The sequence below is a fragment of the Streptomyces sp. NPDC048171 genome (genome assembly GCF_043202655.1).
Taxonomy (GTDB): domain Bacteria; phylum Actinomycetota; class Actinomycetes; order Streptomycetales; family Streptomycetaceae; genus Streptomyces.
This window is the reverse complement of the sequence record NZ_JBIDAU010000001.1, coordinates 107,303-132,624: the sequence shown is the minus strand read 5'-3', so window position 1 is coordinate 132,624 and position 25,322 is coordinate 107,303. Positions and strand designations below refer to the sequence as shown.

Annotated in this window: 26 protein-coding genes; 12 read left to right on the top strand and 14 right to left on the bottom strand. The window is 71.0% G+C overall.

Annotation, left to right across the window (positions count from 1 at the left end; all coding sequences use genetic code 11):
* Window positions 1-68: 68 nt before the first annotated feature.
* Window positions 69-1,334: a PTS transporter subunit EIIC gene (locus ACGF3J_RS00545; protein ID WP_161326819.1), complete on the top strand. Its 1,266-nt coding sequence runs from the start codon at window positions 69-71 to the stop codon at window positions 1,332-1,334.
* A 75-nt stretch (window positions 1,335-1,409) separates the two neighbouring features.
* On the opposite strand, the gene ACGF3J_RS00540 is transcribed toward ACGF3J_RS00545, so the two are convergent.
* Window positions 1,410-2,162: an MBL fold metallo-hydrolase gene (locus tag ACGF3J_RS00540; protein WP_161326818.1), complete on the bottom strand. Its 753-nt coding sequence runs from the start codon at window positions 2,160-2,162 to the stop codon at window positions 1,410-1,412.
* Window positions 2,163-2,365: 203 nt separating this feature from the next.
* Between ACGF3J_RS00540 and ACGF3J_RS00535 the strand changes: the two genes are divergently transcribed.
* Window positions 2,366-2,830: a type II toxin-antitoxin system PemK/MazF family toxin gene (locus ACGF3J_RS00535; RefSeq protein ID WP_161326817.1), complete on the top strand. Its 465-nt coding sequence runs from the start codon at window positions 2,366-2,368 to the stop codon at window positions 2,828-2,830.
* Window positions 2,831-2,844: 14 nt separating this feature from the next.
* Here the strand turns inward: ACGF3J_RS00535 and ACGF3J_RS00530 are convergent, their stop codons facing one another.
* From ACGF3J_RS00530 to clpS, 7 genes are all read right to left on the bottom strand, one after another.
* Window positions 2,845-3,795: a PLP-dependent cysteine synthase family protein gene (locus tag ACGF3J_RS00530; RefSeq protein ID WP_161326816.1), complete on the bottom strand. Its 951-nt coding sequence runs from the start codon at window positions 3,793-3,795 to the stop codon at window positions 2,845-2,847.
* Between the two features lie 5 nt (window positions 3,796-3,800).
* Window positions 3,801-4,079: a MoaD/ThiS family protein gene (locus ACGF3J_RS00525; protein ID WP_161326815.1), complete on the bottom strand. Its 279-nt coding sequence runs from the start codon at window positions 4,077-4,079 to the stop codon at window positions 3,801-3,803.
* Between the two features lie 110 nt (window positions 4,080-4,189).
* Window positions 4,190-4,285, bottom strand: a complete 96-nt coding sequence (locus tag ACGF3J_RS00520; protein WP_317774922.1) for a putative leader peptide — start codon at window positions 4,283-4,285, stop codon at window positions 4,190-4,192.
* Window positions 4,286-4,364: 79 nt separating this feature from the next.
* The gene (locus ACGF3J_RS00515) at window positions 4,365-4,787 is read right to left on the bottom strand and encodes a Mov34/MPN/PAD-1 family protein (RefSeq protein WP_122619851.1); all 423 of its coding nucleotides are present in this window, start codon (window positions 4,785-4,787) and stop codon (window positions 4,365-4,367) included.
* 144 nt (window positions 4,788-4,931) lie between these two features.
* Entirely contained in the window at window positions 4,932-6,359 is a 1,428-nt protein-coding gene (locus ACGF3J_RS00510) for an amino acid permease (protein ID WP_125493663.1), read from the bottom strand.
* Between the two features lie 371 nt (window positions 6,360-6,730).
* Window positions 6,731-7,339: a DUF2017 domain-containing protein gene (locus ACGF3J_RS00505; protein WP_161330768.1), complete on the bottom strand. Its 609-nt coding sequence runs from the start codon at window positions 7,337-7,339 to the stop codon at window positions 6,731-6,733.
* Window positions 7,340-7,380: 41 nt separating this feature from the next.
* Complete coding sequence (gene clpS / locus ACGF3J_RS00500) at window positions 7,381-7,698, bottom strand: ATP-dependent Clp protease adapter ClpS (protein WP_122619849.1); 318 nt, start codon at window positions 7,696-7,698, stop codon at window positions 7,381-7,383.
* A 109-nt stretch (window positions 7,699-7,807) separates the two neighbouring features.
* Here clpS and ACGF3J_RS00495 point away from each other — a divergent pair, with 109 nt between their 5' ends.
* Window positions 7,808-9,151: a nicotinate phosphoribosyltransferase gene (locus ACGF3J_RS00495; RefSeq protein ID WP_161330769.1), complete on the top strand. Its 1,344-nt coding sequence runs from the start codon at window positions 7,808-7,810 to the stop codon at window positions 9,149-9,151.
* Window positions 9,152-9,236: 85 nt separating this feature from the next.
* A complete protein-coding gene (locus tag ACGF3J_RS00490; RefSeq protein ID WP_161330770.1) occupies window positions 9,237-9,824 on the top strand; it encodes a nicotinamidase in 588 nt (195 codons plus the stop codon).
* Window positions 9,825-9,828: 4 nt separating this feature from the next.
* Here ACGF3J_RS00490 and ACGF3J_RS00485 read toward each other — a convergent pair whose 3' ends face one another.
* Together ACGF3J_RS00485 and ACGF3J_RS00480 are read right to left on the bottom strand one after the other, a co-directional pair.
* Window positions 9,829-10,170 (bottom strand): hypothetical protein, encoded by a 342-nt coding sequence (locus ACGF3J_RS00485; protein WP_161330771.1) that lies wholly within the window; start codon window positions 10,168-10,170, stop codon window positions 9,829-9,831.
* 146 nt (window positions 10,171-10,316) lie between these two features.
* Window positions 10,317-12,668, bottom strand: coding sequence for an immune inhibitor A domain-containing protein (locus ACGF3J_RS00480; protein WP_161330772.1), 2,352 nt, complete (start codon window positions 12,666-12,668; stop codon window positions 10,317-10,319).
* Between the two features lie 417 nt (window positions 12,669-13,085).
* Here ACGF3J_RS00480 and ACGF3J_RS00475 point away from each other — a divergent pair, with 417 nt between their 5' ends.
* A complete protein-coding gene (locus tag ACGF3J_RS00475) occupies window positions 13,086-13,367 on the top strand; it encodes a hypothetical protein (protein WP_202558615.1) in 282 nt (93 codons plus the stop codon).
* A 30-nt stretch (window positions 13,368-13,397) separates the two neighbouring features.
* Here ACGF3J_RS00475 and ACGF3J_RS00470 read toward each other — a convergent pair whose 3' ends face one another.
* Window positions 13,398-14,264 carry an RDD family protein gene (locus tag ACGF3J_RS00470; RefSeq protein WP_393853294.1) on the bottom strand — a complete coding sequence of 289 codons (867 nt, stop codon included), beginning with the start codon at window positions 14,262-14,264 and terminating at the stop codon, window positions 13,398-13,400.
* A gap of 254 nt (window positions 14,265-14,518) precedes the next feature.
* On the bottom strand, window positions 14,519-15,997 hold the full coding sequence (locus tag ACGF3J_RS00465) for an RDD family protein (protein ID WP_393853293.1): 1,479 nt from the start codon (window positions 15,995-15,997) through the stop codon (window positions 14,519-14,521).
* A 258-nt stretch (window positions 15,998-16,255) separates the two neighbouring features.
* Between ACGF3J_RS00465 and ACGF3J_RS00460 the strand changes: the two genes are divergently transcribed.
* Complete coding sequence (locus ACGF3J_RS00460; RefSeq protein WP_161330881.1) at window positions 16,256-16,669, top strand: SsgA family sporulation/cell division regulator; 414 nt, start codon at window positions 16,256-16,258, stop codon at window positions 16,667-16,669.
* A gap of 13 nt (window positions 16,670-16,682) precedes the next feature.
* On the opposite strand, the gene ACGF3J_RS00455 is transcribed toward ACGF3J_RS00460, so the two are convergent.
* Window positions 16,683-18,107, bottom strand: a complete 1,425-nt coding sequence (locus ACGF3J_RS00455) for an FAD-linked oxidase C-terminal domain-containing protein (RefSeq protein ID WP_161330880.1) — start codon at window positions 18,105-18,107, stop codon at window positions 16,683-16,685.
* 91 nt (window positions 18,108-18,198) lie between these two features.
* On the opposite strand from ACGF3J_RS00455, the gene ACGF3J_RS00450 reads away from it, so the two are divergent.
* Window positions 18,199-19,596, top strand: coding sequence for a tetratricopeptide repeat protein (locus ACGF3J_RS00450; RefSeq protein WP_393853292.1), 1,398 nt, complete (start codon window positions 18,199-18,201; stop codon window positions 19,594-19,596).
* 58 nt (window positions 19,597-19,654) lie between these two features.
* Here the strand turns inward: ACGF3J_RS00450 and hppD are convergent, their stop codons facing one another.
* Window positions 19,655-20,800, bottom strand: a complete 1,146-nt coding sequence (gene hppD, locus ACGF3J_RS00445; protein WP_161330850.1) for a 4-hydroxyphenylpyruvate dioxygenase — start codon at window positions 20,798-20,800, stop codon at window positions 19,655-19,657.
* A 173-nt stretch (window positions 20,801-20,973) separates the two neighbouring features.
* On the opposite strand from hppD, the gene ACGF3J_RS00440 reads away from it, so the two are divergent.
* The 5 genes from ACGF3J_RS00440 to ACGF3J_RS00420 are packed head-to-tail and all read left to right on the top strand — an operon-like array spanning window position 20,974 to window position 25,318.
* Window positions 20,974-21,498, top strand: coding sequence for an Lrp/AsnC family transcriptional regulator (locus ACGF3J_RS00440; protein WP_237552708.1), 525 nt, complete (start codon window positions 20,974-20,976; stop codon window positions 21,496-21,498).
* A 29-nt stretch (window positions 21,499-21,527) separates the two neighbouring features.
* Window positions 21,528-22,175: an ABC transporter permease gene (locus ACGF3J_RS00435; RefSeq protein WP_161330849.1), complete on the top strand. Its 648-nt coding sequence runs from the start codon at window positions 21,528-21,530 to the stop codon at window positions 22,173-22,175.
* Window positions 22,168-23,448, top strand: coding sequence for a betaine/proline/choline family ABC transporter ATP-binding protein (locus ACGF3J_RS00430; RefSeq protein ID WP_393853291.1), 1,281 nt, complete (start codon window positions 22,168-22,170; stop codon window positions 23,446-23,448). Before ACGF3J_RS00435 ends, ACGF3J_RS00430 begins: the two co-directional genes overlap by 8 nt.
* Entirely contained in the window at window positions 23,445-24,329 is an 885-nt protein-coding gene (locus tag ACGF3J_RS00425; RefSeq protein WP_161330847.1) for an ABC transporter permease, read from the top strand. The genes ACGF3J_RS00430 and ACGF3J_RS00425 overlap by 4 nt, the downstream gene beginning before the upstream one ends.
* The gene (locus ACGF3J_RS00420) at window positions 24,326-25,318 is read left to right on the top strand and encodes a glycine betaine ABC transporter substrate-binding protein (RefSeq protein ID WP_237552707.1); all 993 of its coding nucleotides are present in this window, start codon (window positions 24,326-24,328) and stop codon (window positions 25,316-25,318) included. The genes ACGF3J_RS00425 and ACGF3J_RS00420 overlap by 4 nt, the downstream gene beginning before the upstream one ends.
* Window positions 25,319-25,322: the final 4 nt, after the last annotated feature.

Sequence of the window (25,322 nt, the reverse complement as noted above, 5' to 3'; positions counted from 1 at the left end):
CCTCAGACGCCGCCGTCCCCTTCCTTCCCGTATGACCGGGCGGCGCGCCCTGCCCCCTGGAGGATGTTGTGACCACGCCCAGCGCCGCGCCCGCGGCCGACAAGAAGAAGGGCGCCGGCGTGATGTCTGTACTGCAGCGCATCGGCCGCAGCCTCATGCTGCCGGTCGCAGTGCTGCCCGCCGCCGCCCTGCTGGTGCGCCTCGGCAACGCCGACATGCTGGGCCGCCCGGAGTTCCCCACGTTCCTGACGAAGATCGCCGGGTTCATGGCGGCCGGCGGCAACGCCATCCTCGACAACATGCCGCTGCTGTTCGCCGTGGGCATCGCCATCGGCTTCGCCAAGAAGTCGGACGGCTCCACGGCGCTCGCGGCGGTGGTCGGCTACCTGGTCTTCAAGAACGTGCTGGCGACGTTCACCGACAAGAACCTCCCGCAGGTGGCGCAGGCCGTCGACGGCAAGGTCGTCATGACGGACGCGCCGGTGGACGCCAAGGTCCTCGGCGGCGTGGTGATGGGTCTCGTGGTCGCGCTGCTGTATCAGCGCTTCTACCGGACCAAGCTGCCCGACTGGGCGGGCTTCTTCGGCGGCCGCCGTCTGGTTCCGATCCTGTCGGCCTTCGCGGGCCTGGTTCTCGGCATCGTCTTCGGTTACATATGGCCTGTACTCGGCACGGGTCTGCACAACTTCGGCGAGTGGCTGGTCGGCTCCGGCGCCGTCGGCGCGGGCATCTTCGGCGTCGCCAACCGCGCGCTGATCCCGATCGGCATGCACCACCTCCTGAACTCCTTCCCCTGGTTCCAGGCGGGCGAGTACGAGGGCAAGAGCGGCGACATCGCCCGCTTCCTGGCCGGTGACCCCACCGCAGGCCAGTTCATGACCGGGTTCTTCCCGATCATGATGTTCGCGCTGCCCGCGGCCTGCCTGGCGATCGTGCACTGCGCGCGCCCCGAGCGCCGCAAGGTCGTGGGCGGCATGATGTTCTCGCTCGCGCTGACGTCGTTCGTCACCGGCGTGACCGAGCCGATCGAGTTCACGTTCATGTTCATCGCTCCGGTGCTCTACGCCATCCACGCGGTGCTCACCGGTGTCTCGATGGCGCTGACCTGGGCGCTGGGCATGAAGGACGGCTTCGGCTTCTCGGCCGGCGCGGTCGACTTCTTCCTCAACCTGGGCATCGCGAACAACCCATGGGGCCTGGCACTGGTGGGACTGTGCTTCGCGGCCGTCTACTACGTGGTCTTCCGGTTCGCGATCACCAAGTTCAACCTGCCCACACCCGGGCGCGAGTCGGACGAGGAGCTTGCCGAGCTGCAGAAGGCGGAAGCCAAGTAGCAGCGCACGCCGGCCGGTGCGCACCGGCCGAACAGCAGGAAGCCCCGGAGGGTGCCCTCCGGGGCTTCCTGCTGGCTAGACCTCGTACACCGCCCCCGTCGCCGCGACCTCCACCGCCCCGTCGTAGGCCTCGCGCGCGTCGGCCAGGTTGATCCGGGGGTCGGTCCACGGGGGGATGTGGGTGAGCACCAGGCGGCGGGCGCCGGCGCGGGTGGCGGTCTCGCCGGCCTCGCGGCCGTTGAGGTGGAGGTCGGGGATGTTCTCCTTGCCGTGCGTGAAGGCGGCCTCGCACAGGAACAGGTCGGTGTCCCGGGCGAGTTCGTCCAGCACGGGGGTGACGCCCGTGTCGCCGGAGTAGGTGAGCGAGCGGCCGCCGTGCTCGACGCGGATGGCGTAGGCCTCCACGGGGTGGGCGACCCGCTCGGTGTGCACGGTGAACGGGCCGATCTCGAAGGTCGACGGCTTCACCGTGTGGAAGTCGAACACCTCGCTCATGGACGAGGCCGAGGGGGTGTCGGCGTAGGCGGTGGTGAGCCGGTGCTCGGTGCCCTCGGGTCCGTAGACCGGGAGCGGGGCGCAGCGGCCGCCTTCGTGCCGGTAGTAGCGCGCCACGAAGTAGGCGCACATGTCGATGCAGTGGTCGGAGTGCAGGTGGCTGAGGAAGATCGCGTCGAGGTCGTAGAGACCGCAGTGGCGCTGCAGCTCGCCGAGGGCACCGTTGCCCATGTCGAGGAGCAGCCGGAAGCCGTCGGCCTCGACGAGGTAGCTCGAGCAGGCCGATTCCGCGGACGGGAACGACCCCGAGCAGCCGACGACGGTGAGCTTCATGAAGCAGAAACCTCCGCTGGCGCGTATGGAGAGACGGGGGTCGTGCGGTTTGTCGAGCGTAAGGCGCAAAACCCCGGGTCGCTCCTCCACCAGGGTGCGTTGTGGGCGAACTCACCTGCGGTGTCACCGGTTCGGCTGGAACCGGGGCGTGTGGGGGCACTGAAGGGGCGCGCGTGGAGAGTGCGCGCCGGTACCGTCTCGGTATGCAGACGTCCTGGTGGCTCGCCCTCGCGGCGGTGGTCCTGCTCGCAGCCGTCGCCACGGTCGTCGACGGCTGGGGCCGCGGGCGTCGCCCTCCGCGGCCGGGCGGCAGCCGGCGGCCGCCGGGGCGCCCCACGGGTCCCCGGGCCCGGTCCACGCGTCCGCGGCCCGCGGAGATCTGGTGGGCGAACGTGCCGTACGAGGACACCGCCGGTGCCAAGGACCGGCCCTGCCTGGTGATCTCGGTGCGGGGTCGGCGGGTGCTGGTCGCGAAGATCACCACCCGGCAGCGGGACGGGCGGACCGGGGTGATCACGTTGCCGCCGGGCTCGGTCGGGGACGCCCGGGGCCGGACGAGTTTCCTGGAGACCGACGAGTTGCGTGAGGTGCCGGTGGGCGACTTCCGGCGCCGGGTGGGTGTGGTGGACCCGGTCCTGTGGGACCAGGTCCGTCACCTCGCGCGGTAGACCTCAGCCGTCGGTCAGGCCCAGAGCTGGCCGTGGAGGGTCTCGATGGCCGCTTCGGTGGTGGCCGCCGTGTAGACGCCGGTGGAGAGGTACTTCCAGCCGCCGTCGGCGACGACGAACACGATGTCCGCGCTCTCGCCGGCCTTCACCGCCTTCTTGCCCACACCGATCGCGGCGTGCAGCGCGGCGCCGGTGGAGACGCCCGCGAAGATGCCCTCCTGCTGGAGGAGTTCCCGGGTGCGGGTGACCGCGTCGGCGGAGCCCACCGAGAAGCGGGTGGTGAGCACGGAGGCGTCGTACAGCTCGGGTACGAAGCCCTCGTCGAGGTTGCGCAGGCCGTACACCAGGTCGTCGTAGCGCGGCTCGGCGGCGACGATCCTGACGTCCGGCTTGTGCTCGCGCAGGTAGCGGCCGACGCCCATCAGCGTCCCCGTCGTCCCCAGACCCGCCACGAAGTGGGTGACCGAGGGGAGGTCGGCGAGGATCTCCGGGCCGGTCGTCGCGTAGTGGGCGCCGGCGTTGTCCGGGTTGCCGTACTGGTAGAGCATCACCCAGTCCGGGTGCTCGGCGGAGATTTCCTTGGCGACCCGTACCGCGGTGTTGGAGCCGCCCGCGGCCGGCGAGGAGATGATCTCCGCGCCCCACATGGTGAGCAGGTCCCGGCGCTCCTGCGAGGTGTTCTCGGGCATCACGCAGACGATGCGGTAGCCCTTGAGCCTGGCCGCCATGGCCAGGGAGATGCCGGTGTTCCCGCTGGTCGGCTCGAGGATCGTGCAGCCCGGGGTGAGCCGGCCGTCCTTCTCCGCCTGCTCGATCATGTGCAGTGCGGGGCGGTCCTTGACGGAGCCGGTCGGGTTGCGGTCCTCCAGCTTGGCCCAGATGCGGACGTCGTCGGACGGCGAGAGCCGCGGCAGGCGCACCAGGGGGGTGTTGCCGACCGCCGCCAACGGGGAGTCGTACCGCATCCCGATCAGGCCATACCGCCGGCGACGGCCGGCAGGATCGTGATGCTGTCGCCGTCGCTGAGCTTGGTGTCGATGCCGTCCAGGAAGCGGACGTCCTCGTCGTTCAGGTAGACGTTGACGAAGCGGCGGAGCTGGTCGCCGTCCACGATGCGTGCCTGGATGCCCGTGTGCCGGGTCTCGAGGTCGGCGAAGAGCTTGGCGAGGGTGTCCCCGTTGCCCTCCACCGCCTTCTGACCGTCGGTGTACTGGCGGAGGATGGTCGGGATGCGGACCTCGATGGCCATGGCTGAGGGCTCCTGTCGGAAGTTCGTGGTGGGTTCGGAGGGCACGCGGCGGCACACGTCGGCACGCCGCGGCGCACGGCGCCGAAGGGCCGTACGGCGGCGGCGGAAGATCAACAGATGGCGCTGTTCAGCCTGCACAGGTCGACGTGCAGCCGCGCCACGAGCAGCATGCCCGGCGCCTTGTCGCTCACGTCGAGAAGAACCATGGGCTCATCGTATCGATTCCCGGTCCGGCCCCCGGAGTGTGATATCGCATGGTGGACGATTTTCGTCCACGATGCGATATCAGTAGGCCTCCACGACCTTGACCTCCTCCTCCGTGACCTCTCCCGCCACGATCCGGAAGGAACGGAACTGGAAGTCGCCGGCGCCGTCGGCGTCCGCCGTGGAGACCAGCACGTAGTGCGCGCCGGGCTCGTTGGCGTAGCTGATGTCGGTGCGGGAGGGGTAGGCCTCGGTGGCGGTGTGCGAGTGGTAGATGACCGCCGGCTCCTCGTCGCGGTCGTCCATCTCGCGGTAGAGCTTGAGCAGGTCCTGCGAGTCGAACTCGTAGAAGGTGGGCGAGCGGGCCGCGTTCAGCATGGGGATGAACCGCTCGGGGCGGCCCTCGCCCTCGGGACCGGCCACCACGCCGCACGCCTCGTCGGGGTGGTCCTCGCGCGCGTGGGCGACGATCTGGTCGTACAGGGCCTGGGTGATGGTCAGCATGCGGCCAGGATAAGCAGAAGGGCCGACCCGTACCGAGGGGTGGTACGGGTCGGCCCGTATGCCGGACGTCCTGAGCGGTGGCCGTGCCGGGTGCCACGAGCACCCCGTGCGGCCGGACGTCCGCGAGGCGCGCGAACGCGCAGGTCAGCCGAGCTTCTCCAGCTCCGGTTCGCCGTGCCGCTCGGTGATCTGCGGGTTGCGGCTCTTGAGCACGGCCCAGCCGATGCCGAGGGCGGCGGCCCAGCCGGCCATCACGTACAGGCAGACGCGGGCGTCGGCGTCGTAGGCGATGAGGCAGGTGACGAAGAGGAGGAAGGCGATGGCGATGTAGGAGCAGACGGAGCCGCCCGGTGCCGGGAAGGAGGAGGCGGGCAGGCTGCCCGCGACGACCTTGCGGCGGTACCGGACATGGCTGAACAGGATCATCAGCCAGGTCCAGATGCCGGCCGCGGTGGCGACCGAGGTGACGTAGCCGAAGGCCTTCTCCGGGACGACGTAGTTCAGCACCACGCCGATGCCCATGAAGACGACGGAGACCGCGATGCCGAACGCCGGGGTCTTGGTCGACGACAGCCGGCTGAAGACCTTGGGGGCCTCGCCGTTGTCCGCCAGGGTGCGCAGCATGCGGCCCGTGGAGTACATGCCGGAGTTGCAGGAGGACAGGGCGGCGGTCAGCACGACGAAGTTGACGATGCCCGCGCCGGCCGGGATGCCGATGACGGCGAACGCCTTCACGAAGGGGCTGACGCCCTCGGCGAACTCCGTCCACTTGACCACCGCCAGGATGACGGTGAGGGCGCCGACGTAGAAGAGCGCGATGCGCCAGGGCAGGGTGTTGATCGCCTTGGGGAGGGTCTTCTCCGGGTTCTCCGACTCACCGGCGGTGACGCCGACCAGTTCGACGGCGAGGTAGGCGAACATGACGCCCTGGAGGGTCATCAGGGACGAGCCGATGCCGTTCGGGAAGAAGCCGTCGAACTGCCACAGGTTGGAGACGGCGGCGGTGTCGCCGGCCTGGCTGAAGCCGAGGGTGAGCACGCCGAGGCCGATCACGATCATGCCGATGATGGCGGTGACCTTGACCATCGAGAACCAGAACTCGATCTCGCCGAAGAGCTTCACCGAGATGAGGTTGGCTCCGAAGAGCACGACCAGGAAGACCAGGGCGGAGACCCACTGCGGGATCTCGGGGAACCAGTAATGGATGTAGATGGCGGCGGCGGTGAGTTCCGCCATGCCGGTGACCACCCACATCAGCCAGTACGTCCAGCCGGTGAAGTATCCGAAGAAGGGGCCGAGGAACTCGCGCGAGTACTCGGCGAAGGAGCCGGAGACGGGACGGTAGAGCAGGAGCTCGCCGAGCGCCCGCATGATGAAGAAGATGATCACGCCCGCGAGGGCGTACATGAGGATGATGCTGGGGCCGGCCTTGGCGATGTTCGCCCCGGCGCCCAGGAAGAGACCGACGCCGATGGCGCCGCCGATCGCGATCATCTGGACCTGGCGGCTGTTGAGTCCGCGTTCGTAGCCCTCTTCCGGTGCCTTCTCCGTGTCGACCTGCGCAGAGGTCATGTGTGATGCGCCTTTCTCCATGCCGATCCGGACCTTCGGTCGGTCTCGGATCGGGTCGCGATCCCCCCGGATGATGGAGCTGAGCGGGCCTCACATCCCGCTCGGTGCCTGGCCGGCGGTCGCCGGCTCGGTGGCGCACCCGGCCGAACATTCGGGTGGTGTTCGCCGGGCGGTCGTGAAGATTTACCACGACCGCGGCGCCGATCACAGGGACCGCTTGTGACGCGTCACACAGACAAAAGGGGACACAGGGCGCCCTGGGGGTGCAAAAAAGGGCGCGCTTTTGGGGCGATCGTTATCCGGATTTGAGGCTCCACTGAGCGGACACGAAGGGTGGCCGAACCGCCACCTTCCGGACACAAGGTCCGCGGTCAGGGCATGAGGGTCGCGACGAGCGACTCCTGGAGCCCGCCGAGCCACAGATACGCCATCACCATCGGCTTGCGCGGATCCTCGTCCGGGAGCCGGTAGAGCAGGTCGGTGTCGTCCTCGTCGGCGATCTCCAGCCGGGAGCCGATCGCGAGGCGCAGGTCGTTCAGGGCGCCCAGCCACTGCCGGGACTCCTCCACCGACAGCTTCAGCACCGCCGCGTCCTTGCCGGCCGACCGGGAGGCCACGGCGTCCAGCGCGCGGATCACGGCGAGCGCGGTCTCCCGCTTGCCGGCCCGCAGGTCGTTCTCGGTGTACCGGCGGAACTCGGCGGACGACGCCCGCTGCTCCTCGGCCTCCCGGGCCTGCGGGTTGCCCTCCGGGTCGCCGTAGGCGTCCGGGAACAGGCGGCGCAGCACCGGGTCGGAGGGCGGCTCGCTGGGGCCCTCGGCGAACAGCTCGGCGAGCGGGTCGTCGGAGGCGTCCTCGGCGGGGCCGGGGCCGATCAGCTCCAGGAGCTGCACGGCCAGCGAGCGGATGATGGAGATCTCGACGTCGTCGAGGGCGACGGCCGCGCCGCCGCCGGGGAGCGGTTCGAACTGTCCTGACATGGCGGCGATTCAGCTACTTCCGTCCTGCGGGCGGGCGAGGGTCATTTCCGGTCCTGCTGGAGAGTGGCCCACAGGCCGTAGCCGTGCATGGCCTGGACGTCCCGCTCCATCTCCTCGCGCGAGCCGGCGGAGACGACCGCCCGGCCCTTGTGGTGAACGTCCATCATCAGCTTGGTGGCCTTGTCCTTGGAGTAGCCGAAGTACGACTGGAAGACGTACGTCACGTAGCTCATGAGGTTGACGGGGTCGTTGTGCACGATCGTCACCCAGGGCACGTCGGGCTCGGGTACGGCGAAGACCTCCTCCGCCGACTCGGTCTTCTCGATCTCCATGGGTGCGGCTGCCGTCACAGGGCCCATGCTGCCACCACAGGGGGGCACCCGCACAAACGGGCCTGTGGCGGGCGCCACGCGAACAGGCCGGACCGTGAAATCGTCAGAGTGACGAAATGGGGGTACGATCCGTCGTATGAACACAGCGGACCTTGGGCTGCCGGTCGACGTTCCCTCCACGGCGCTCTTCACCGACCAGTACGAGCTGACCATGCTGCGCGCCGCCCTGAAGGCGGGCACCGCCGGGCGGCGCAGCGTGTTCGAGGTCTTCACCCGCCGGCTGCCCGACGGGCGCCGCTACGGCGTCGTGGCGGGCACCGGGCGGGTGCTGGACGCGGTGGAGAACTTCCGCTTCGACGCGGACGTGCTGCGCTTCCTGCGCGAGAAGGACATCGTCGACGAGCAGACCCTGGACTGGCTCGCCCGGTACCGCTTCAGTGGCGACATCTGGGGCTACCCCGAGGGCGAGGTGTACTTCCCCGGCTCGCCGATCATGCGGGTCGAGGGGACCTTCGGCGAGTGCGTGCTGCTGGAGACGGTGATCCTCTCCATCCTGAACCACGACTCGGCGATCGCCGCCGCCGCCTCCCGGATGTCCTCGGCCGCCGGGGACCGCCCGCTGATCGAGATGGGCGCCCGCCGCACCCACGAGCTGGCCGCGGTCGCCGCCGCCCGCTCCGCCTACGTCGGCGGCTTCGCCACCACCTCCGACCTGGCCGCCGGCTTCCGCTACAACATCCCCACCGTCGGCACCTCGGCACACGCCTTCACCCTGCTGCACGACAAGGAGCGCGACGCCTTCCGGGCCCAGGTCGACGCCCTCGGCCGGGACACCACGCTCCTGGTGGACACCTACGACGTCGCCGAGGCCGTCCGTACGGCGGTGGAAGTCGCCGGGCCCGAGCTGGGCGCCGTGCGCATCGACTCCGGCGACCTGCTGCTGGTCGCACACCGGGTGCGCCAGCAACTGGACGAGCTGGGCGCCACCCGGACGAAGATCGTCGTGACCTCGGACCTGGACGAGTACGCCATCGCCTCGCTGGCGGCGGCGCCCGTGGACGCGTACGGCGTCGGCACCCAGCTGGTGACCGGGTCCGGGCACCCGACGGCGTCGATGGTCTACAAGCTGGTCGCCCGCGAGTCCGGCGGCGACGGCACGCCGCTGGTGCCGGTGGCCAAGAAGTCCAGCGGCGGCAAGACGTCGATCGGCGGACGCAAGTGGGCCGCCCGGCGACTGGACGCCGACGGCCACGCGGAGGCCGAGGTGATCGGCACCGGGCCGGTGCCCGCGGACCTCGCCGACCGGCAGCTCCTGGTCGAGCTGGTCAAGGGCGGCGAGGTGGTCGCCCGCGAGCCGCTGGACGCCGCCCGGGACCGGCACGCGGCCGCGCGCGCCGGGCTGCCGCTCTCCGCCACGCAGCTCTCCCGAGGGGAACCAGTCATTCCGACGGAGTACGCGCACGAGGGCTCGGGTAACTAAAGCTGGTACGGACCGCCAGGGCCCGCACCGCCCGTTCCCACCGACCCCACAATCGACCAATCGACCCAGTCGAAGGACACCGACCATGCGCCGCGCCTTGATCGTCGTAGACGTGCAGAACGACTTCTGCGAGGGGGGCAGCCTCGCGGTGTCCGGCGGTGCCGACGTGGCCGCCGCCATCACCGAGCTGATCGGGCAGGCGCCCGCCGGCTACCGCCACGTCGTCGCCACCCGCGACCACCACATCGCACCGGGCGGCCACTTCGCCGACAACCCCGACTACGTCCACTCCTGGCCGGCGCACTGCGTCGCCGGCACCGAGGGCGTCGGCTTCCATCCGAACTTCGCGCCGGCCGTCGCCTCCGGCGCCATAGACGCCGTCTTCGACAAGGGGGCGTACTCGGCGGCCTACAGCGGCTTCGAGGGCGCCGACGAGAACGGCACGCCGCTCGCCGAGTGGCTGCGGAGCCGGGAGATCGACGAGGTCGACGTGGTGGGCATCGCCACCGACCACTGTGTGCGGGCCACCGCCCTGGACGCGGCCCGCGAGGGCTTCCGCACCCAGGTGCTGCTCGACCTGACCGCCGGGGTGGCCCAGGCGACCACCGAGCGGGCGCTGGAGGAGCTGCTGGAGGCGGGCGTGGAGCTGTCCGGGAAACCGGTCGTCCAGTAGCCCGCTACGTCTGGGCGGTCGGCCGTCTGAGCAGGGCGCGGATCGGGTGCCACAGCTCCTGGACCAGGTCCGGGCCGCCCGCCACCCCGGCGACCGGCGCCGTGCGCCATATCAGGCCGTCCGGGTGGTGCAGGACCGCGGTGATCTCGTCCGGGGTCGGCGGGGCCGCGTTGCCCCGCAGGTAGACCGCGCGCAGCCCCAGGTTGCGCAGCCTGGTCAGGGCGCGCGCCCGGTTGCGGGCGTGGACGAGAAAGCGCACGCTGCCCTCCGGGCAGGCGGGGCTGGGCAGGTTCAGTGCCACCACCACCGTGCCGTTCGGCAGCTTGCAGAAGCCTCCTGCGGCCATGCGGTCATACCCCCGTGTCAGCCGGCGTCGGTCCGGGCGTCGGACCCGGTGTCAATAAGAGAACCACAGGACGCACCTAAACACGGATCGGCGGTGACCCGCCAGGGGGTCACCGCCGAACACCGTCTGACCTGCACTAATGCTGTTTACCTGCCTGCGGAGCCCACTTCCAGCTCGATCGTCGAGCCGTCCTTGGCCTCCTTCAGGATCTTGATCTTCGTGTTGGTGTCAGTGACCTTGACACCGCCGGTGGGGTTCGCCGGGTCGTAGTAGGTGTTCGTGCGGTCGTTGAAGACCGAGACGCCCTTCGAGCCCGGGACGTACTTCGCGACGTCCGCCTGGTGCAGCGTCATGCCGTCCGTCTTGTAGAGGCTGAACGGCGAGTCGTACGCCTGGATGCGGTTGCGCATCAGGGTGCCGTCCTTCCACTTCAGCGCGGTCGGGTGCGAGTCGATCGGCAGGACCAGGCCGGAGCCGGGGTGCTGGCTGGTGTTGTTGTCCGCCTGGGAGGTGTCCCACTTCCAGATCAGCAGGCCGTTCTGGTACGGGTAGTGCTCCACCCAGTCCGGGCGCTCCGAGAAGCCGAAGTTGTACGGGCCGGTCTTCAGCGTCTTGTCGTACGACACGTACTGACGGTTCTCGGCGATGTAGTACTGCGCGTAGTCCTTGGTGAAGGACGCGCCCACGCGGGAGAAGCCGTTGGCGGTCCAAGCGGCGTCCGCGGACTCGGCGTTGTCGGTGAAGAGCGCCTTGCCGTCGGCCGTCACCGTGATCGCGTCGGCCGTGAAGCCCTTCTGGGCCACGCCGCCGTCGGTCTGGTAGCGGAAGCGGAGGTCGATCTTCTTGCCGGCGTAGGCGTCCAGCGGGTAGGCCAGCTTGCCGTAGGCGTCGGCCGTGCCGTGCAGGGCCGGCTTGTCGGCGGCGTCACGCGGGATCGGCTGGCCGTCGAACGTGCCGTCGATGGCGGTCCAGTTGGCGCCGCCGTCGGTGGACACCTCGGTGTAGAGGTAGTCGTAGTTGGCCTCGATGTCGTACCAGCCGTCCAGGGTGAGGGCGGCGGACGACTTGCCGGTGAGGTCGACGCTGCGGGTCAGCGTGTTCTTGAGGTTGTCACCGCTGCCGCTCCACCACTGGGTCTTGCCCTCGGCGGGGGTGACGATCTCGGTGGTGACCGCCTTCTTCGGCAGCTCGACGACCAGGCCCTGCTTGTGCTTGGTGTTGTACTCGGCCAGGCCCAGCTTGTGCCAGGAACTGACGCCCGCCTTGGCGGTGTCGTAGTTCAGCCAGCCCAGCTGGAGCTTGTCCCAGGCGTTCATGTCGCCGGGCAGGTCGCCGATCTCGTTGCGGCCGGTGCCCAGCCACGAGCCGGACGACATCAGCGTCCAGAAGCCGGTGGAGTTGTCGCCGCCGGCCGTGTCGTAGTGGTCCGGCAGACCGAGGTCGTGGCCGTACTCGTGGGCGTAGACGCCGAGTCCGCCGTTCTCGGGCTGGATCGTGTAGTCGCCGACCCAGACGCCGGTGGAGCCGATCTGCGAGCCGCCGAGCTTGTTCTGCTCGGGGCCGGTGGCGCCGGCGTCGGTGCCGAAGGCGTACCAGCGGTGCGCCCAGATGGCGTCGGTGCCCTGGGCGCCGCCGCCCGCGGACTCGTCCTCGCCCGCGTGCACGACCTGGAAGTGGTCGATGTAGCCGTCGGGCTCGTTGAAGTCGCCGTCGCCGTCGAAGTCGTAGCGGTCCCACTCGTCGAAGCGGGCGGCGTCCGCCTTGATCTGGGCGTCGGTGCGGCCGGCCGCCTTCTGCTGCTCGACCCAGGCGTTCAGGCCGTCGCTGACGACGTTCCACACGCTCGGGCAGTTGGTGTCGCCGCAGGCGTTGTTGCCGTAGCGCGCCTCGTTGTAGGGGACCTTGACCCAGTCGGAGACCTCGCCCTCGACCGAGTAGCGGCCGGAGGACTGCTTCTCGTAGTACGTCTTGACCGAGTCGACGCCCTTGCCGGAACCGAAGTACAGGTCCTGGAAGTGCTGCTGGTCGTAGTCCTCCTTCCAGGCCGTGGAGTTGTCCGTCTTGCGGTTCGGCTTGGCTATCTTGTTGTGCAGCGGGCCGGCCTCGCCGCCGTAGCGGCTGTCGACCTTGTCGCCGAACTCGACCAGGATGGTGAAGATCTTGTCGGTCTTCTCCCGGCCCAGCTCGACGTACTTGCTGTCGCCCTTCTTGCTCTTGAGCTGGACGACGTTGGAGCCGTCCTTCTTCTTCACCGAGGCCTTGCCGGATATGACCTGGTTCAGGGCCTCCTCACGCTGAGCGGCCTGCGTGTCGCTCAGCGGGCCCTTGAGGTCGTGGGAGTCCGTGCCCTTCTCCGGGTGCGGGTCTTGGCGGTCCACGGCCGAGGGCCGGGCCGGCGAGTCCGCCTGGGCCACACCGGCCGCGGACAGCGTGGCGGTCGCTGCGGCGAGTGCGACGGTGGTCGCCGCCGTTCTGAACGTCCAGGATCTGCTGGTCACTTGAGTTCCTCCCCCGCGTCCACGCGCGCGGATGGGGGGACAAGGACAGAGCAAAGTCCGCGCACACGTGCTCAACGCGTGTAGTCAAGTGACGACATTTGACTAGAGGTTCACCAGAAAAGACAGACCTTGACTTGAGCAGAACAAGTGCACTATGCGGAGACCCCGTTCGCTTTGCGGACACCCGACCAGGGCCGCCGGCCCCTTGGGCGGGCGCGCGGCACCGTCCACTTCCCGGACGCCATGAATCCGTGCGCCCCCCGTGCATCGGCCATGTCGGTTAGGTCATGCTTACTGCTGGTTCCACTCGGGCACACAGCGGGTTAGAGTCGCTTGGCCGAACGCCCGGAAGCCGGCGGACAGCCAGGCCGACAGCCCGTCTCACCCCCAAGATTGTCTTCCGAGGACACGATGGCCATGCCCCGTCCGACTGCCGCACAGTTCGCCTACGGTTCGTGCACCGTGATCTTCTCGACACTCGCCATGCTGCTGCTGTCACAGACGAGTTCGGGTCCCTCAGTCGCCGTCATCGCCGTCGCCGCGCTCGCCCTCGGGCTGCTGGTCGCCATGACGGTCCCCCAGCCCAGGACACGCACCGTGTCCCCCGTTGCCGCCCGCGGGCCCGCCGCGGACCGGACGCCGGTGCCGGCGGCCCGGATCTCCGCGGGGGCGGGCGAGTCGCGGGGACGCGCCGCGTAGGAGCCGGCGGCCGGGCCGTCGGCGGGGCCGTCAGCGGGTGCTGACCACGACCGTCTTGGCGGCCTTGTCGTGCAGGCCCTGTTTGTAGGGCCGGTCGAAGAAGCTCCAGCCGCCCGCGATGATCGTCCAGACGCAGGCACAGCAGAACGCGAACGGGATCCACAGCACCAGGGCACGGATCAGCGACGTCTGCACCGAGGGCGTCGCTCCGTTGTCCAGGTTGGCCACCCGCATCCCGAGCCACTTCTTGCCCAGGGTCTGGCCCGTCCTGCTGATCAGGTAGGTGTCGTAGGCGATGTAGAGCACGGCGGCGATCACGGACTGCCAGAGCGAGTTGCCGACCTCGATGTCCTCGCCGTCCACCGTGTACTCCTGGACGTTGAAGGCCCAGCTGAGCAGCCAGACCACGATGCCCACGAGGATCATGTCGATGATCCGCGCGAGGGTGCGGCGACCGCTGTCGGCGAGCGGAGGCATCCCGGCGAGGGGGTCGCCGGGGGCACCGGCACCGCCGTAGGGGTCACCGCCGTACGGGCCACCACCGCCGGGGGGTGGAGCACCGTAGGGGCCACCACCGCCGGGAGGCGGAGCACCGTAGGGGCCACCACCGCCGGGAGGCGGAGCACCGTAGGGGCCACCGCCGCCGGGAGGCGGAGCACCGTAGGGGCCACCGCCGCCGGGAGGCGGAGCACCGTACGGGCCACCGCCGCCGGGAGGCGGAGCACCGTACGGGCCTCCTCCGCCGGGGGGCGGGGCACCACCCGGGGGCGGGGTGCCGTACGGGCCGCCCTCGCCGGATCCGGGCTCCGGGCCCGGTCCGGGGGACGGAGGCGGTTTCCTGAACGGGTCGTCTTCCGGCGGCTGCCCGCCGGATCCGGGGGGCGGTTCGCTGCTCATGTCCCGAGTCGAACTCGGACTCTCTTTCCCCGCATCCGGCGAGCGGCCGTCCGGAGTACGCCGTCAGGGGAAGCGGCCAAGGGTCCGTCGCCGGGTGCGGGTGCGCTGTGGTCGCTCGCGCAGTTCCCCGCGCCCCTTCGGGGCGCGTCCAGTGCACGTCCCTCGAGGGGCGCGGGGAACTGCGCGACCAGCCACGACGCACCCGCACCCGGCACGAGACGCAAACCCCCTGCCCCCGACCCCGCCCCGCCCAGTCAGCCCGCGACAAACGTGCCGGCGGCCTTGTCGTGCCAGCACTGGTGCCACGGCCGGTCGAACAGGCACCAGGCGACGCCCACCACACCGACGACCAGAAGGCCGGGCACGCTGTAGACCAGCCAGCGACGCAGCGCGGCGCCGAAGGACGGCGCCTCGTGGGCCTCGATGTCCCGTACCTCCAGGCCGAGCAGCCGCTTGCCCAGGGTGCGGCCCCACTTGGCGGTGGGCAGCGCCTCGTAGACGACGCCGAAGACGAGCAGCACGGCCAGCACGATCCCCAGGTACAGCGACGTCGTGCCGTCGAGCAGCCAGACCGTGACCGTCTCACCGGAGAGCTTCGCCTGGTCGATCTTGTCGTTGACGTGGTCGATCGCCTTGGTGCCGAGCGGTACGGCGGCCACGGCGGTGACGCCCGCGAGGACGACGGTGTCGACCAGCCGGGCGGCCAGCCGCTTGCCGAGACCGGCGGGCCGGGCCGCCGCCTGGCGCCGGGCCGCGGCCTGGAACACGTCCTCGACCGGCGGCTTCCACGGCGCGACGGGCTGCTCCTCGCCGCCCGCCCCGGCCAGCCGGTGCACCTGCTGCGCCCACGAGGACTGACCGCCGCCGGGACCGGCCGCGACCGGCGTGGCGGGCTGCGGCGCGGACCCCTGGTGAGGGACGGGCGCCTGCGGGGGTACGGCCGGACCGGCCGGGCTCGCGGGCGCCTGCGGGGACGGAGCCTGCGGGGAGGCAGCCCGGGCGGCGGCCGCCTTCCCGGCGCCGAAACCGGGTCCCTCCGCTGCGGTCGCACCGCCGGGTTGCGCGCCCGCGCGGGGCTTGACCGCGCGGAAGGTCATGGTGCCCTCGTCGTCGTCGGCGGGAGACGCGGGCCCGGGAGCGGGGGCGGGGGCGGGGGCCGGAGCGCCGCCCGCGGCCGGGGCGTCCTGCGGGCCCGCCGCCGGGCGGCGGAAGACGAAGGTGTTGCCGCCCCGGCCCTCCGCCTCGCCGGACGCGGGCTCCGCCGGGACGTCCGCCCGCGCGGCACCGGCACCCGCGCCGGAACGCGCGTCGGCGGGGGCGGCCTCACCGGCCGGGCCCTCCTGCCGGGCATGCGGAATCCTCGGGTCGGTCCCCTGCGCCGGGCCCGGCCACGCGACGGACCGGCCCGGGGCGTCCGGATGGCCGGAGCGGTGGGCGCGGTCGGCGCCCCAGGCCGTCGCGGGTTCCGGACGGCTGCCGTGCTGGGACGCCGCGGGCGGCTGTTCCGCGACCGGGTCCTCGTCGAAGAAGTGCGGGCCGGTCTCCTCGACGGAGGCCGAGGCCGGCGCGCCGGGCGGCGGCACGAGCGACTCGCCGTCCTTGGGGGCGGGCCGGCTGGTGCCCGACACCCAGGAGGCGCCGTTCCAGTACCGGACGTATCCAGGAATGGACGGGTCCGGGTAATACCCTTCGCGGGGCCTGTCGTCGCCGGGGGCCGGGGTTGGGGCGCTCATGTCCGTCGTCCCGTATCTGCTCGGGGGTTGATAGAGGGGCACCAAACATCTATCAGACGGGCGCAATCCGCACCGCCGGTCCCGCCGGACCCGCCCCTTTCCGGGCAACCTCGTGCATGGACCTTCACACCTGGGACAGAGGTGGTGGGAAAAAAGTTCCGCGAACCCGCGTAACGCTCGCGGCTCCGGCCGCTCTCACTCGTGCGGGCCCGCTCCGGGCGGCCCGTGCGGATCCGTACGAGAGAGGAACAACCCGCCATGCACCCCACCGTCGTGGAACGCGAACTGGAGCTGAGGCTCGTCCTGTCCCCCGAGCACGGCATCGCCGTGCCGGCCCTGCTCGGCTACCACACCGACGACCCCTACGCCGTGCACATCACCTTCCACATCGACTCCGGTCACCCGGTGCACTGGACGTTCGCGCGCGAACTCCTGGTGGAGGGGGTCTTCCGGCCGTCCGGGCACGGGGACGTGCGGGTGTGGCCGTCGAAGGCGGAGGGCCGCAGCGTCGTACTGATGGCGCTGAGCAGCCCCGACGGGGACGCCCTCCTGGAGGCGCCCACCGCCCAGGTGTCCGCCTGGCTGGAGCGGACGCTGCGCGCCGTGCCGCCGGGCACCGAGGGCGGGCAGCTCGGCATCGACGACGGACTGGCCGAACTGCTCGCCCGGTGAGCCCCGCCGCGGGTCAGAAGAGCTTGCCGGGGTTGAGGATGCCCAGCGGGTCGAAGACGTGCTTGACGGCCCGCTGCATCTCCAGTCCCACCGGGCCGATCTCGCGGGCCAGCCACTCCTTCTTCAGGACGCCCACGCCGTGCTCGCCGGTGATGGTGCCGCCCAGCTCCAGGCCGAGGGCCATGATCTCGTCGAAGGACTCGCGGGCCCGCCGCGACTCGTCGGGGTCCCGCGCGTCGAAGCAGACGGTGGGGTGGGTGTTGCCGTCGCCGGCGTGGCAGCAGACGCCGATCGTGAGGTCGTACTTGGCGGCGACGCGCTCGATGCCCGCCAGCATGTCGCCGAGCCGGGAGCGCGGGACGCACACGTCGTCGATCATCGTGGTGCCCTTGACCGCCTCCAGCGCCGTGAGGGACAGGCGCCGCGCCTGGAGCAGGAGTTCGGACTCGGCGGCGTCGTCGGCGGGCACCACCTGGGTGGCGCCGGCGGCCTCGCACAGCGCGCCGACGGCGCCGAGGTCGGCGGCGGGGTCGTCGGTGTCGAAGGCGGCCAGCAGCAGGGCTTCCGTGGTCTCCGGCAGACCCATGTGGGCGAGGTCGTTGACCGCCTTGACGGTCGTCCGGTCCATCAGTTCGAGGAGGGACGGCACGTGGCCGCCCTCCATGATCCGGCAGACCGCGTCGCAGGCGGCGGACGCGGAGGAGAACTCGGCGGCCAGCACCAGCTGCTCGGGCGGCTTGGGACGCAGGGCGAGCACGGCCCGTACGACGATGCCGAGGGAGCCCTCGGAGCCGACGAACAGGCGGGTGAGGTCGTATCCGGCGACGCCCTTGGCGGTGCGGCGGCCGGTGGACATCAGGCGGCCGTCGGCGAGGACGACGTCCAGGCCGAGCACGTACTCGGCGGTCACCCCGTACTTGACGCAGCACAGGCCGCCGGAGGCGGTGCCGATGTTGCCGCCGATGGTGCACATCTCCCAGCTGGAGGGGTCCGGCGGGTAGTACAGGCCGTGTTCGTTCACCGCGCGGGAGAGCGTGGCGTTGACGACGCCCGGCTCGACGACGGCGACGCGGTCGACCGGGTTGATCTCCAGGATGCGGTCCATCCTGGTCAGGGAGAGCACGACGCAGCCGTCGGTGGCGTTGGCCGCGCCGGACAGCCCGGTGCGGGCGCCCTGCGGGACGACCGGGACGCGCAGCTCGGTGGCGGTGCGCATGACGTGCTGGACGTCCTCGACGGTGCGCGGCAGGACGACCACCGCGGGCACGCCGGACGGGCAGAAGCTCGCCATGTCGTTGGCGTAGGAGGCCGTGACGTCGGGATCGGTGAGGACGGCCTCGACGGGCAGCCCGGCGAGCAGCCGCTCGACGAGCGGGCTGCCGGCCGCAGGGGCTCCGTCGGCTGCGTCTTGAGGCGCTTCGATACGGCTCATGATCACAGGTTCGCACTCGGGGCCATCGGTGTGAACCCCGTGGACGCCGCCCGGCGCAAGCACGGTGTGCTCGTCATATGGGCGCACAGTGGGCGCCATGGAGATCGAACACGGGTGGCGTTCCCGCCGCACGCGCCGGGTGCTGATCGCCTCAGTCGCCGGAGCCGTCGTACTCGGCGGGGTCCTGGTGCTGCTGCCCCGGGAGGGGGACGACGCCGCCCCGCCCGCGCCCGGGCCCGCGGCCATGGCCCGGGGGGCGGTGACCACCGGGGTGCCGGCCGCGCTCCCGGACCTCGCGGTGCTGATCGGGGACCGGGAGTCGCACCTGCGGGCGCATCCGCTGGACGGGGTGTCGTGGGCGGTGCTGGGGACGGCCTACGTCGAGCAGGGCCGCCGGACGGAGTCCTTCGCGAACTGGGCGAAGGCCGAGAAGGCGCTGAACACCTCGCTGAAGGTGGGGGCGCAGCGCAACCCGCAGGCCCTCGAGGGGCTGGCGGCGCTGGCGGTCGCGCGCCGGGACTTCCCCGCGGCGAAGAGGTGGGGCGAGCGCGCGGCCGGGGCGGCGCCGAAGCGGTGGACGGCGCACGCGGTGCTGATCGACGCCTACACCGGGCTCGGCGACCACAAGGGCGTCGGCCGGGCCCTGGACCGGATGCTGGAGCTGCGGGCGGGCACGCCGGCCGTGAAGGCGCGGGCCGCGGCCGTGTACCGGGACCGGGGCTGGCGGGAGGACGCGGCGGCGCAGATCTCCGACGCGGCGGCAGCGGCGCAGGCGCCGGCCGAGCGGGCCGCGTATCTGGAGCAGGCCGGGCGGCTGGCGTTCGAGCGCGGGGACCTGCATGGGGCGCTGCGGTTCTTCGAGGAGGCGCTGCGCACCGACCCCGACCAGCGGGCCGCGCAGGCCGGGCAGGGCCGGGCGATGGCGGCGCTGGGCCGGACGACGGACGCGCTGACCGCGTACCAGGCGGCGCTGGCGAAGCGGCCGAGCCCCGAGTACGCCCTGGAGCTGGGCGAGCTGTACGAGTCGCTGGGGCTGGAGCAGGCCGCGCTGGTGCAGTACGACCTGCTGCGCGCGCGGGTGCGCGGCGCCGAGGCGGCCGGGGCCGACGAGGCGCTGGTGCTGGGGCGGTTCGAGGCGGACCACGGGGACCCGGCGGCCGCGGTGCGGCGGCTGCGGGCGGAGTGGGGGCGGCAGCCGGGGACCGCGGTCGCCGACGCGCTGGGCTGGGCGCTGCACCGAAGCGGTGAGCACGACGAGGCGCTGGAGTTCGCGACGCTCGCGACGGACGGCGAGAAGGGCGGCGGGGTGCGCAGCGCGCTGTACGTGTTCCACCTGGGCATGATCGAGAAGGAGCTGGAGCGGTACGGGCCCGCGCGGCGGCATCTGCGGGAGGCGCTGGTGATCAACCCGCACTTCTCGCCGCTGGGGGCGGCGGAGGCGGAGCGGGCGCTGAAGGAGCTGGGCGAGCCCTCGGAGGAGGGCCCGCCCAGCTGACGGGCACGGTGGCGGCGGCCGTCTGAGGTTGCCGCGGCCGTCAGAGGTTGCCGCGGCGTCAGAGGTTGCCGCGCTTCTCCTGCTCGCGCTCGATCGCCTCGAACAGGGCCTTGAAGTTGCCCTTGCCGAAGCCCATCGAGCCGTGCCGCTCGATCATCTCGAAGAAGACGGTCGGGCGGTCCTGGACCGGCTTGGTGAAGATCTGCAGCAGGTAGCCGTCCTCGTCCCGGTCGACGAGGATCTTCAGCTCGCGCAGGGTCTCGACCGGCACCCGGGTCTCGCCGGCCCACTCGCCGAGCGTGTCGTAGTACGAGTCGGGGGTGTCCAGGAACTGGACGCCGGCCGCGCGCATGGAGCGGACGGTCTGCACGATGTCGTTGGTGTTCAGCGCGATGTGCTGGACGCCGGCGCCGCCGTAGAACTCGAGGTACTCGTCGATCTGGGACTTCTTCTTGGCGATCGCGGGCTCGTTGATCGGGAACTTGACCTTGAGGGTGCCGTCGGCCACGACCTTCGACATCAACGCGCTGTACTCGGTGGCGATGTCGTCGCCCACGAACTCCTTCATGTTCGTGAAGCCCATGACCTTGTTGTAGAAGCCGACCCACTCGTTCATCCGGCCGAGTTCGACGTTGCCGACGCAGTGGTCGACGGCCTGGAAGGTGCGCCGGGCGGGCGGCTCGACCATCGGGTCGGCGGCGGCGTAGCCGGGCAGGTAGGGGCCGTCGTAGCCGGTGCGCTCGACGAGGGTGTGGCGGGTCTCGCCGTAGGTGGCGATCGCGGCGAGGACGACGGTGCCGTGCTCGTCCTTGACCTCGTGGGGCTCGGCGAGCGAGCGGGCGCCGTGCTCGACGGCGTACGCGTGGGCGGCGCGCGCGTCCGGCACCTCGATGGCGAGGTCGACGACGCCGTCGCCGTGCTCGGCCACGTGCTGGGAGAGGAAGGTGCCCCACTCGGTGGACGGCTTGATCACCGAGGTGAACACGAAGCGGGCGGAGCCGCTCTCCAGGACGTAGCTCGCGGTCTCCCGGCTGCCGTTCTCCGGTCCGGAGTACGCGACCAGCTTCATGCCGAAGGCGGTGGAGTAGTAGTGCGCCGCCTGCTTGGCGTTGCCTACGGCGAAGACGACCGCGTCCATTCCCTTGACCGGGAAGGGATCGGCCTGCCGGGCGGTGTCGGGAGTGTGGTGTGTGGTCTGCGTCATAGCCGCAGGTTCTCCCCTGCCTGCAAGGTGCGCAATAGTTCGCGTATTCAGTGGGCAATCTGACTAGTGAATCGCCGGTCTATGCGGGCGATCTGTACAGGATGACCAGCGGGATGACCAGCGGGGACGGCTAGCCGGCCCAGCGGGATGACCAGCGGGGACGACCAGCCGGGATGACCGGACGGGAGGGTGCGGGTATGGCCGGTGCGGCGGGTGCGGGGATCGATCGGCTGGACGGGCGGATCATCGGGCTGCTGGCCCGGGAGCCGCGGATCGGGGTACTGGAGATGTCCCGCCGGCTCGGGGTGGCGCGGGGCACCGCGCAGGCCCGCCTCGACCGGCTTCAGTCGAACGGAGTCATCCGCGGCTTCGGTCCCGAGGTGGACCCGGCGGCGCTGGGCTACCCGGTCACCGCGTTCGCGACGCTGCAGATCCGGCAGGGCCAAGGGGCCGACGTCCGGGCGCACTTGGCGACGGTGCCCGAGGTGCTGGAGCTGCACACCACCACCGGTACCGGGGACATGCTGTGCCGTCTTGTGGCCCGCTCGAACGCCGATCTCCAGCGTGTGATCGACCTGGTCGTCGGTTTTGATGGCATCGTCCGGGCCTCCACGGCGATCGTCATGGAGAACCCCGTCCCGCTGCGGATCATCCCGCTGGTGGAGCAGGCGGCCGAGGACACCGGCAGAGGCGACTGAGACCGACCCGATCCCGGAGGTGAGCGGACGTGAACTTCTGGGACTTCGTGGGCAGCCGCCACCAGCAGTTGCTCGCGGACGCCTATCAGCACGCCAGCGCCGTCTTCCAGTGCATGGTGGTGGCGACGCTGCTCGGGGTGCTGATCGGCGTGGTCACCTACCGCAGCGAGTGGGCGGGGAACCTGGCGACCCTGTCCACGTCGACCATCCTCACCATCCCGTCGCTGGCCATGATCGGTCTGCTCATCCCGATCGTGGGTCTGGGCGTGCCGCCGACGGTGACGGCCCTGACCCTGTACGGGCTGCTGCCGATCGTCCGGAACTCGATCGTCGGCCTGCGCGGGGTCGATCCGGCGCTGGTGGACGCGGCCACGGGCATCGGGATGTCGCGCCCGGCCCGGCTGCTGCGGGTGGAGCTGCCGCTGGCCTGGCCGCCGATCCTCACCGGCATCCGGGTCTCGACGCAGATGCTGATGGGCATCGCCGCGATCGCCGCCTACGCCTCGGGGCCCGGCCTCGGCAACGAGATCTTCCGCGGCATCGCCTCGCTGGGCAGCAAGAACGCGCTGAACCAGGTGCTCGCGGGCACGCTCGGGATCATCATCCTGGCTCTTCTGTTCGACGCCGCGTACGTCCTGCTCGGACGCCTGACCATTCCCAGGGGGATCCGTGCCTGAGACGACCGAGACCGCCTTCTCGTCCGACGCCGCCGGGAGCGGGAGCACCACCGGGGCCACCATCGAGCTGCAGTCCCTCACCAAGGTCTACCCGGGCAACCCGCAGCCGGCCGTCGAGAACGTGTCGATGGAGATCAAGGCCGGCGAGATGGTCATCTTCGTCGGCCCGTCGGGCTGCGGGAAGTCCACCACCCTGAAGATGATCAACCGGCTGATCGAGCCCAGCGGCGGACGCATCCGCATCAACGGCGAGGACGTCACCGACATCGACCCGGTCAAGCTGCGCCGCAAGGTCGGCTACGCGATCCAGGCCTCCGGGCTCTTCCCGCACATGACCGTCGCCCAGAACATCGCCCTGGTGCCGCGGATGACCGGCTGGTCGAAGGCGCGGATCAAGTCGCGGGTGGAGGAGATGCTGGACCTGGTCGGTCTCGACCCCGGGGAGTTCCACAACCGCTATCCGCGCCAGCTGTCCGGCGGCCAGCAGCAGCGGGTGGGCGTGGCGAGGGCGCTGGCGGCGGATCCGCCCGTCCTGCTGATGGACGAGCCGTTCGGCGCGGTCGACCCGATCACCCGGGACCACCTCCAGGACGAGCTGATCCGGCTCCAGCACGAGCTGCACAAGACGATCGTCTTCGTCACCCACGACTTCGACGAGGCGATCAAGCTGGGTGACCGGATCGCGGTGCTGCGCGAACGCTCCCACATCGCGCAGTTCGACACCCCGGAGGCGATTCTCACCAACCCGGCGGACGACTTCGTCTCCGGCTTCGTGGGCGCGGGCGCGGCGCTGAAGCGGCTGAACCTGAGCCGGGTGCGGGACGTGGCGATCACCGACTACCCGACGGTGACCGTGGAGGACCCGCTCCAGCACATCTTCGACCGGCTCCGGGACGCGGGCACCAACGAGATCCTGCTCCTCGACCGGCACCGCCGGCCCTACAAGTGGCTGCGGCGCGGCGACCTGATGCGGGCGCGGGGTTCGCTGGCGCGGGCCGGGACGCTGGTCCACGACACGGTGACCCGGGACGCGACGCTGCGGGACGCGCTGGAGGCGGTGCTCACCGACAACGCGGGGCGGGTCGCGGTGACCGGGCGGCGCGGGGAGTACACCGGCGTCGTCGACATGGAGACGCTGATGAACTCCGTGCACGAGCTGCTGGAGGCCGACCGGCTGGACGCGCTGGAGCACCGGCACGACCTGGAGGAGACCCGGACCGATCAGACCCATGCCGAGCAGGAGGGCTTCGGGGGGATCGGGGGCCGGGCATGAGCGGATCCTCCCGCTCCCCCGGCGGCCGGCGTCCGGAGGGCGAGCACGAGGCCGGCGGCGTGGCCTTCCGGGACGACGCCGGGGACGAGGCGGAGCACGAGGCCGAGCGGGAGCCCCGGCAGGCGTCCCCCGCGGCGGCCCCGCTCCGGGTCGGGTGGCGGAAGCTGACGCTGCTGCCGGTGGTGCTGATCGCCGTACTGCTGGCAACGTGGCTGTGGTTCCGGCAGGCGGACCTGGACGCGCTCAGCCGGAACGCGCTGTCGAACGGCCAGGTCACCAAAGCACTGTGGCAGCACGTCCAGCTCACGGCGATCTCCACCTTCTTCGTGCTGATCATCGCGATCCCGCTGGGCATCCTGCTGACCCGGCGGATGTTCCGGAAGGCCACGCCGGTGGCGATGGCGTTCGCCAACATGGGCCAGGCGACCCCCGCGATCGGTCTGCTGGCGCTGCTGGTGATCTGGCTGGGCATCGGCCGCCGGGCCGCCCTGATCGGCATCATCATCTACGCGGTGCTGCCCGTGCTCTCCAACACGATCGCCGGCCTGAAGGCGAACGACCCGACCCTCCTGGAGGCGGCCCGCGGCATCGGCATGTCCCCGCTGGGCGTCCTCAACCGGGTGGAACTCCCCCTCGCCGTCCCCCTCATCCTGGCCGGCGTGCGCACGGCCCTGGTCCTGAACGTCGGTACGGCGACGCTGGCGACCTTCGGCGGGGGCGGCGGCCTGGGCGTGCTGATCACCACCGGCATCACCAGCCAGCGGATGCCGGTGCTGGTGCTCGGCTCGATCCTCACGGTGGCGCTGGCGCTGCTGGTGGACTGGCTGGCGTCGCTGGCGGAACTGCTGCTGCGGCCGCGGGGCCTGGAGGTGGGCACATGAGACGGCCCCGAGCCGGCGCCGTGAGCAGGCGTACGTGTCTGATGCTGGCCGCCGCCGTCCTGGTGGCCTCCGCCGGGTGCGGACTGACCAGCGGCTCCCCCATGGTCGACGACGTCGGACCCGGCTCGATCGGGCGGGGCCGGCCGCTCGCGGACGCCGATCTCACGGTCACCTCGAAGGAGTTCACCGAGCAGCTGGTACTGGGCGCGATCATGGGCATCGCCTTCGAGGCGGCCGGTGCGGAGGTGCTCGACCGCACGGGCATCCAGGGCTCCGTCGGCACCCGGGCGGCGGTGGAGAACGGCGACGCGGACGCCACGTACGAGTACACGGGCACCGCCTGGATCACGTACCTGGGCAACAGCAAGCCGATCCCCGACCCCCGGCAGCAGTGGCAGGCGGTGAAGGACGCGGACGCGAAGAAGGGCCTGACCTGGCTGCCGCCCGCGCCGATGAACAACACGTACGCGCTGGCGATGAACCAGGCGAACTACAAGAGGTACGGGACGAAGACGCTCTCGGAGGTCGCCCAGCTGTCGAAGTCGAACCCTGGCGCGGTGACGCTGTGCGTGGAGGGCGAGTTCGCCAACCGCGCGGACGGGCTGCCGGGGCTGGAGAAGGCGTACGGCATGTCGCTTCCCGCCGGCAACGTCACACAGATGGACACCGGCATCATCTACACCCAGACCGCGAAGGGCGCGTGCACCTTCGGCGAGGTCTTCACCACCGACGGCCGGATCAAGTCGATGAACCTGGTGGTGATGGAGGACGACCGCAAGTTCTTCCCGAACTACAACGCGGCCCCCATGGTCCGGACCGCCACCCTGAAGGCGTGGCCCGCGATCGCCTCGGTCCTCGACCCGGTCACGAAGGCGCTCACCAACGACGTCGCGCAGACCCTGAACGCGAAGGTCGACGTGGACGGCGAGGATCCGCACCAGGTGGCGCTGGACTGGATGAAGGAGAAGGGGTTCGTGGTGGAGGGGTAGCACT

Bases quoted from the DNA above. Each gene is read 5' to 3' on its own strand.
- ACGF3J_RS00540 (WP_161326818.1), bottom strand. From the start codon at position 2,162: ATGAAGCTCACCGTCGTCGGCTGCTCGGGGTCGTTCCCGTCCGCGGAA.
- ACGF3J_RS00535 (WP_161326817.1), top strand. From the start codon at position 2,366: ATGCAGACGTCCTGGTGGCTCGCCCTCGCGGCGGTGGTCCTGCTCGCA.
- ACGF3J_RS00530 (WP_161326816.1), bottom strand. From the start codon at position 3,795: ATGCGGTACGACTCCCCGTTGGCGGCGGTCGGCAACACCCCCCTGGTG.
- ACGF3J_RS00525 (WP_161326815.1), bottom strand. From the start codon at position 4,079: ATGGCCATCGAGGTCCGCATCCCGACCATCCTCCGCCAGTACACCGAC.
- ACGF3J_RS00520 (WP_317774922.1), bottom strand. From the start codon at position 4,285: ATGGTTCTTCTCGACGTGAGCGACAAGGCGCCGGGCATGCTGCTCGTG.
- ACGF3J_RS00515 (WP_122619851.1), bottom strand. From the start codon at position 4,787: ATGCTGACCATCACCCAGGCCCTGTACGACCAGATCGTCGCCCACGCG.
- ACGF3J_RS00510 (WP_125493663.1), bottom strand. From the start codon at position 6,359: ATGACCTCTGCGCAGGTCGACACGGAGAAGGCACCGGAAGAGGGCTAC.
- ACGF3J_RS00505 (WP_161330768.1), bottom strand. From the start codon at position 7,339: ATGTCAGGACAGTTCGAACCGCTCCCCGGCGGCGGCGCGGCCGTCGCC.
- clpS (WP_122619849.1), bottom strand. From the start codon at position 7,698: ATGGGCCCTGTGACGGCAGCCGCACCCATGGAGATCGAGAAGACCGAG.
- ACGF3J_RS00495 (WP_161330769.1), top strand. From the start codon at position 7,808: ATGAACACAGCGGACCTTGGGCTGCCGGTCGACGTTCCCTCCACGGCG.
- ACGF3J_RS00490 (WP_161330770.1), top strand. From the start codon at position 9,237: ATGCGCCGCGCCTTGATCGTCGTAGACGTGCAGAACGACTTCTGCGAG.
- ACGF3J_RS00485 (WP_161330771.1), bottom strand. From the start codon at position 10,170: ATGGCCGCAGGAGGCTTCTGCAAGCTGCCGAACGGCACGGTGGTGGTG.
- ACGF3J_RS00475 (WP_202558615.1), top strand. From the start codon at position 13,086: ATGCCCCGTCCGACTGCCGCACAGTTCGCCTACGGTTCGTGCACCGTG.
- ACGF3J_RS00470 (WP_393853294.1), bottom strand. From the start codon at position 14,264: ATGAGCAGCGAACCGCCCCCCGGATCCGGCGGGCAGCCGCCGGAAGAC.
- ACGF3J_RS00465 (WP_393853293.1), bottom strand. From the start codon at position 15,997: ATGAGCGCCCCAACCCCGGCCCCCGGCGACGACAGGCCCCGCGAAGGG.
- ACGF3J_RS00460 (WP_161330881.1), top strand. From the start codon at position 16,256: ATGCACCCCACCGTCGTGGAACGCGAACTGGAGCTGAGGCTCGTCCTG.
- ACGF3J_RS00450 (WP_393853292.1), top strand. From the start codon at position 18,199: ATGGAGATCGAACACGGGTGGCGTTCCCGCCGCACGCGCCGGGTGCTG.
- hppD (WP_161330850.1), bottom strand. From the start codon at position 20,800: ATGACGCAGACCACACACCACACTCCCGACACCGCCCGGCAGGCCGAT.
- ACGF3J_RS00440 (WP_237552708.1), top strand. From the start codon at position 20,974: ATGACCGGACGGGAGGGTGCGGGTATGGCCGGTGCGGCGGGTGCGGGG.
- ACGF3J_RS00425 (WP_161330847.1), top strand. From the start codon at position 23,445: ATGAGCGGATCCTCCCGCTCCCCCGGCGGCCGGCGTCCGGAGGGCGAG.
- ACGF3J_RS00420 (WP_237552707.1), top strand. From the start codon at position 24,326: ATGAGACGGCCCCGAGCCGGCGCCGTGAGCAGGCGTACGTGTCTGATG.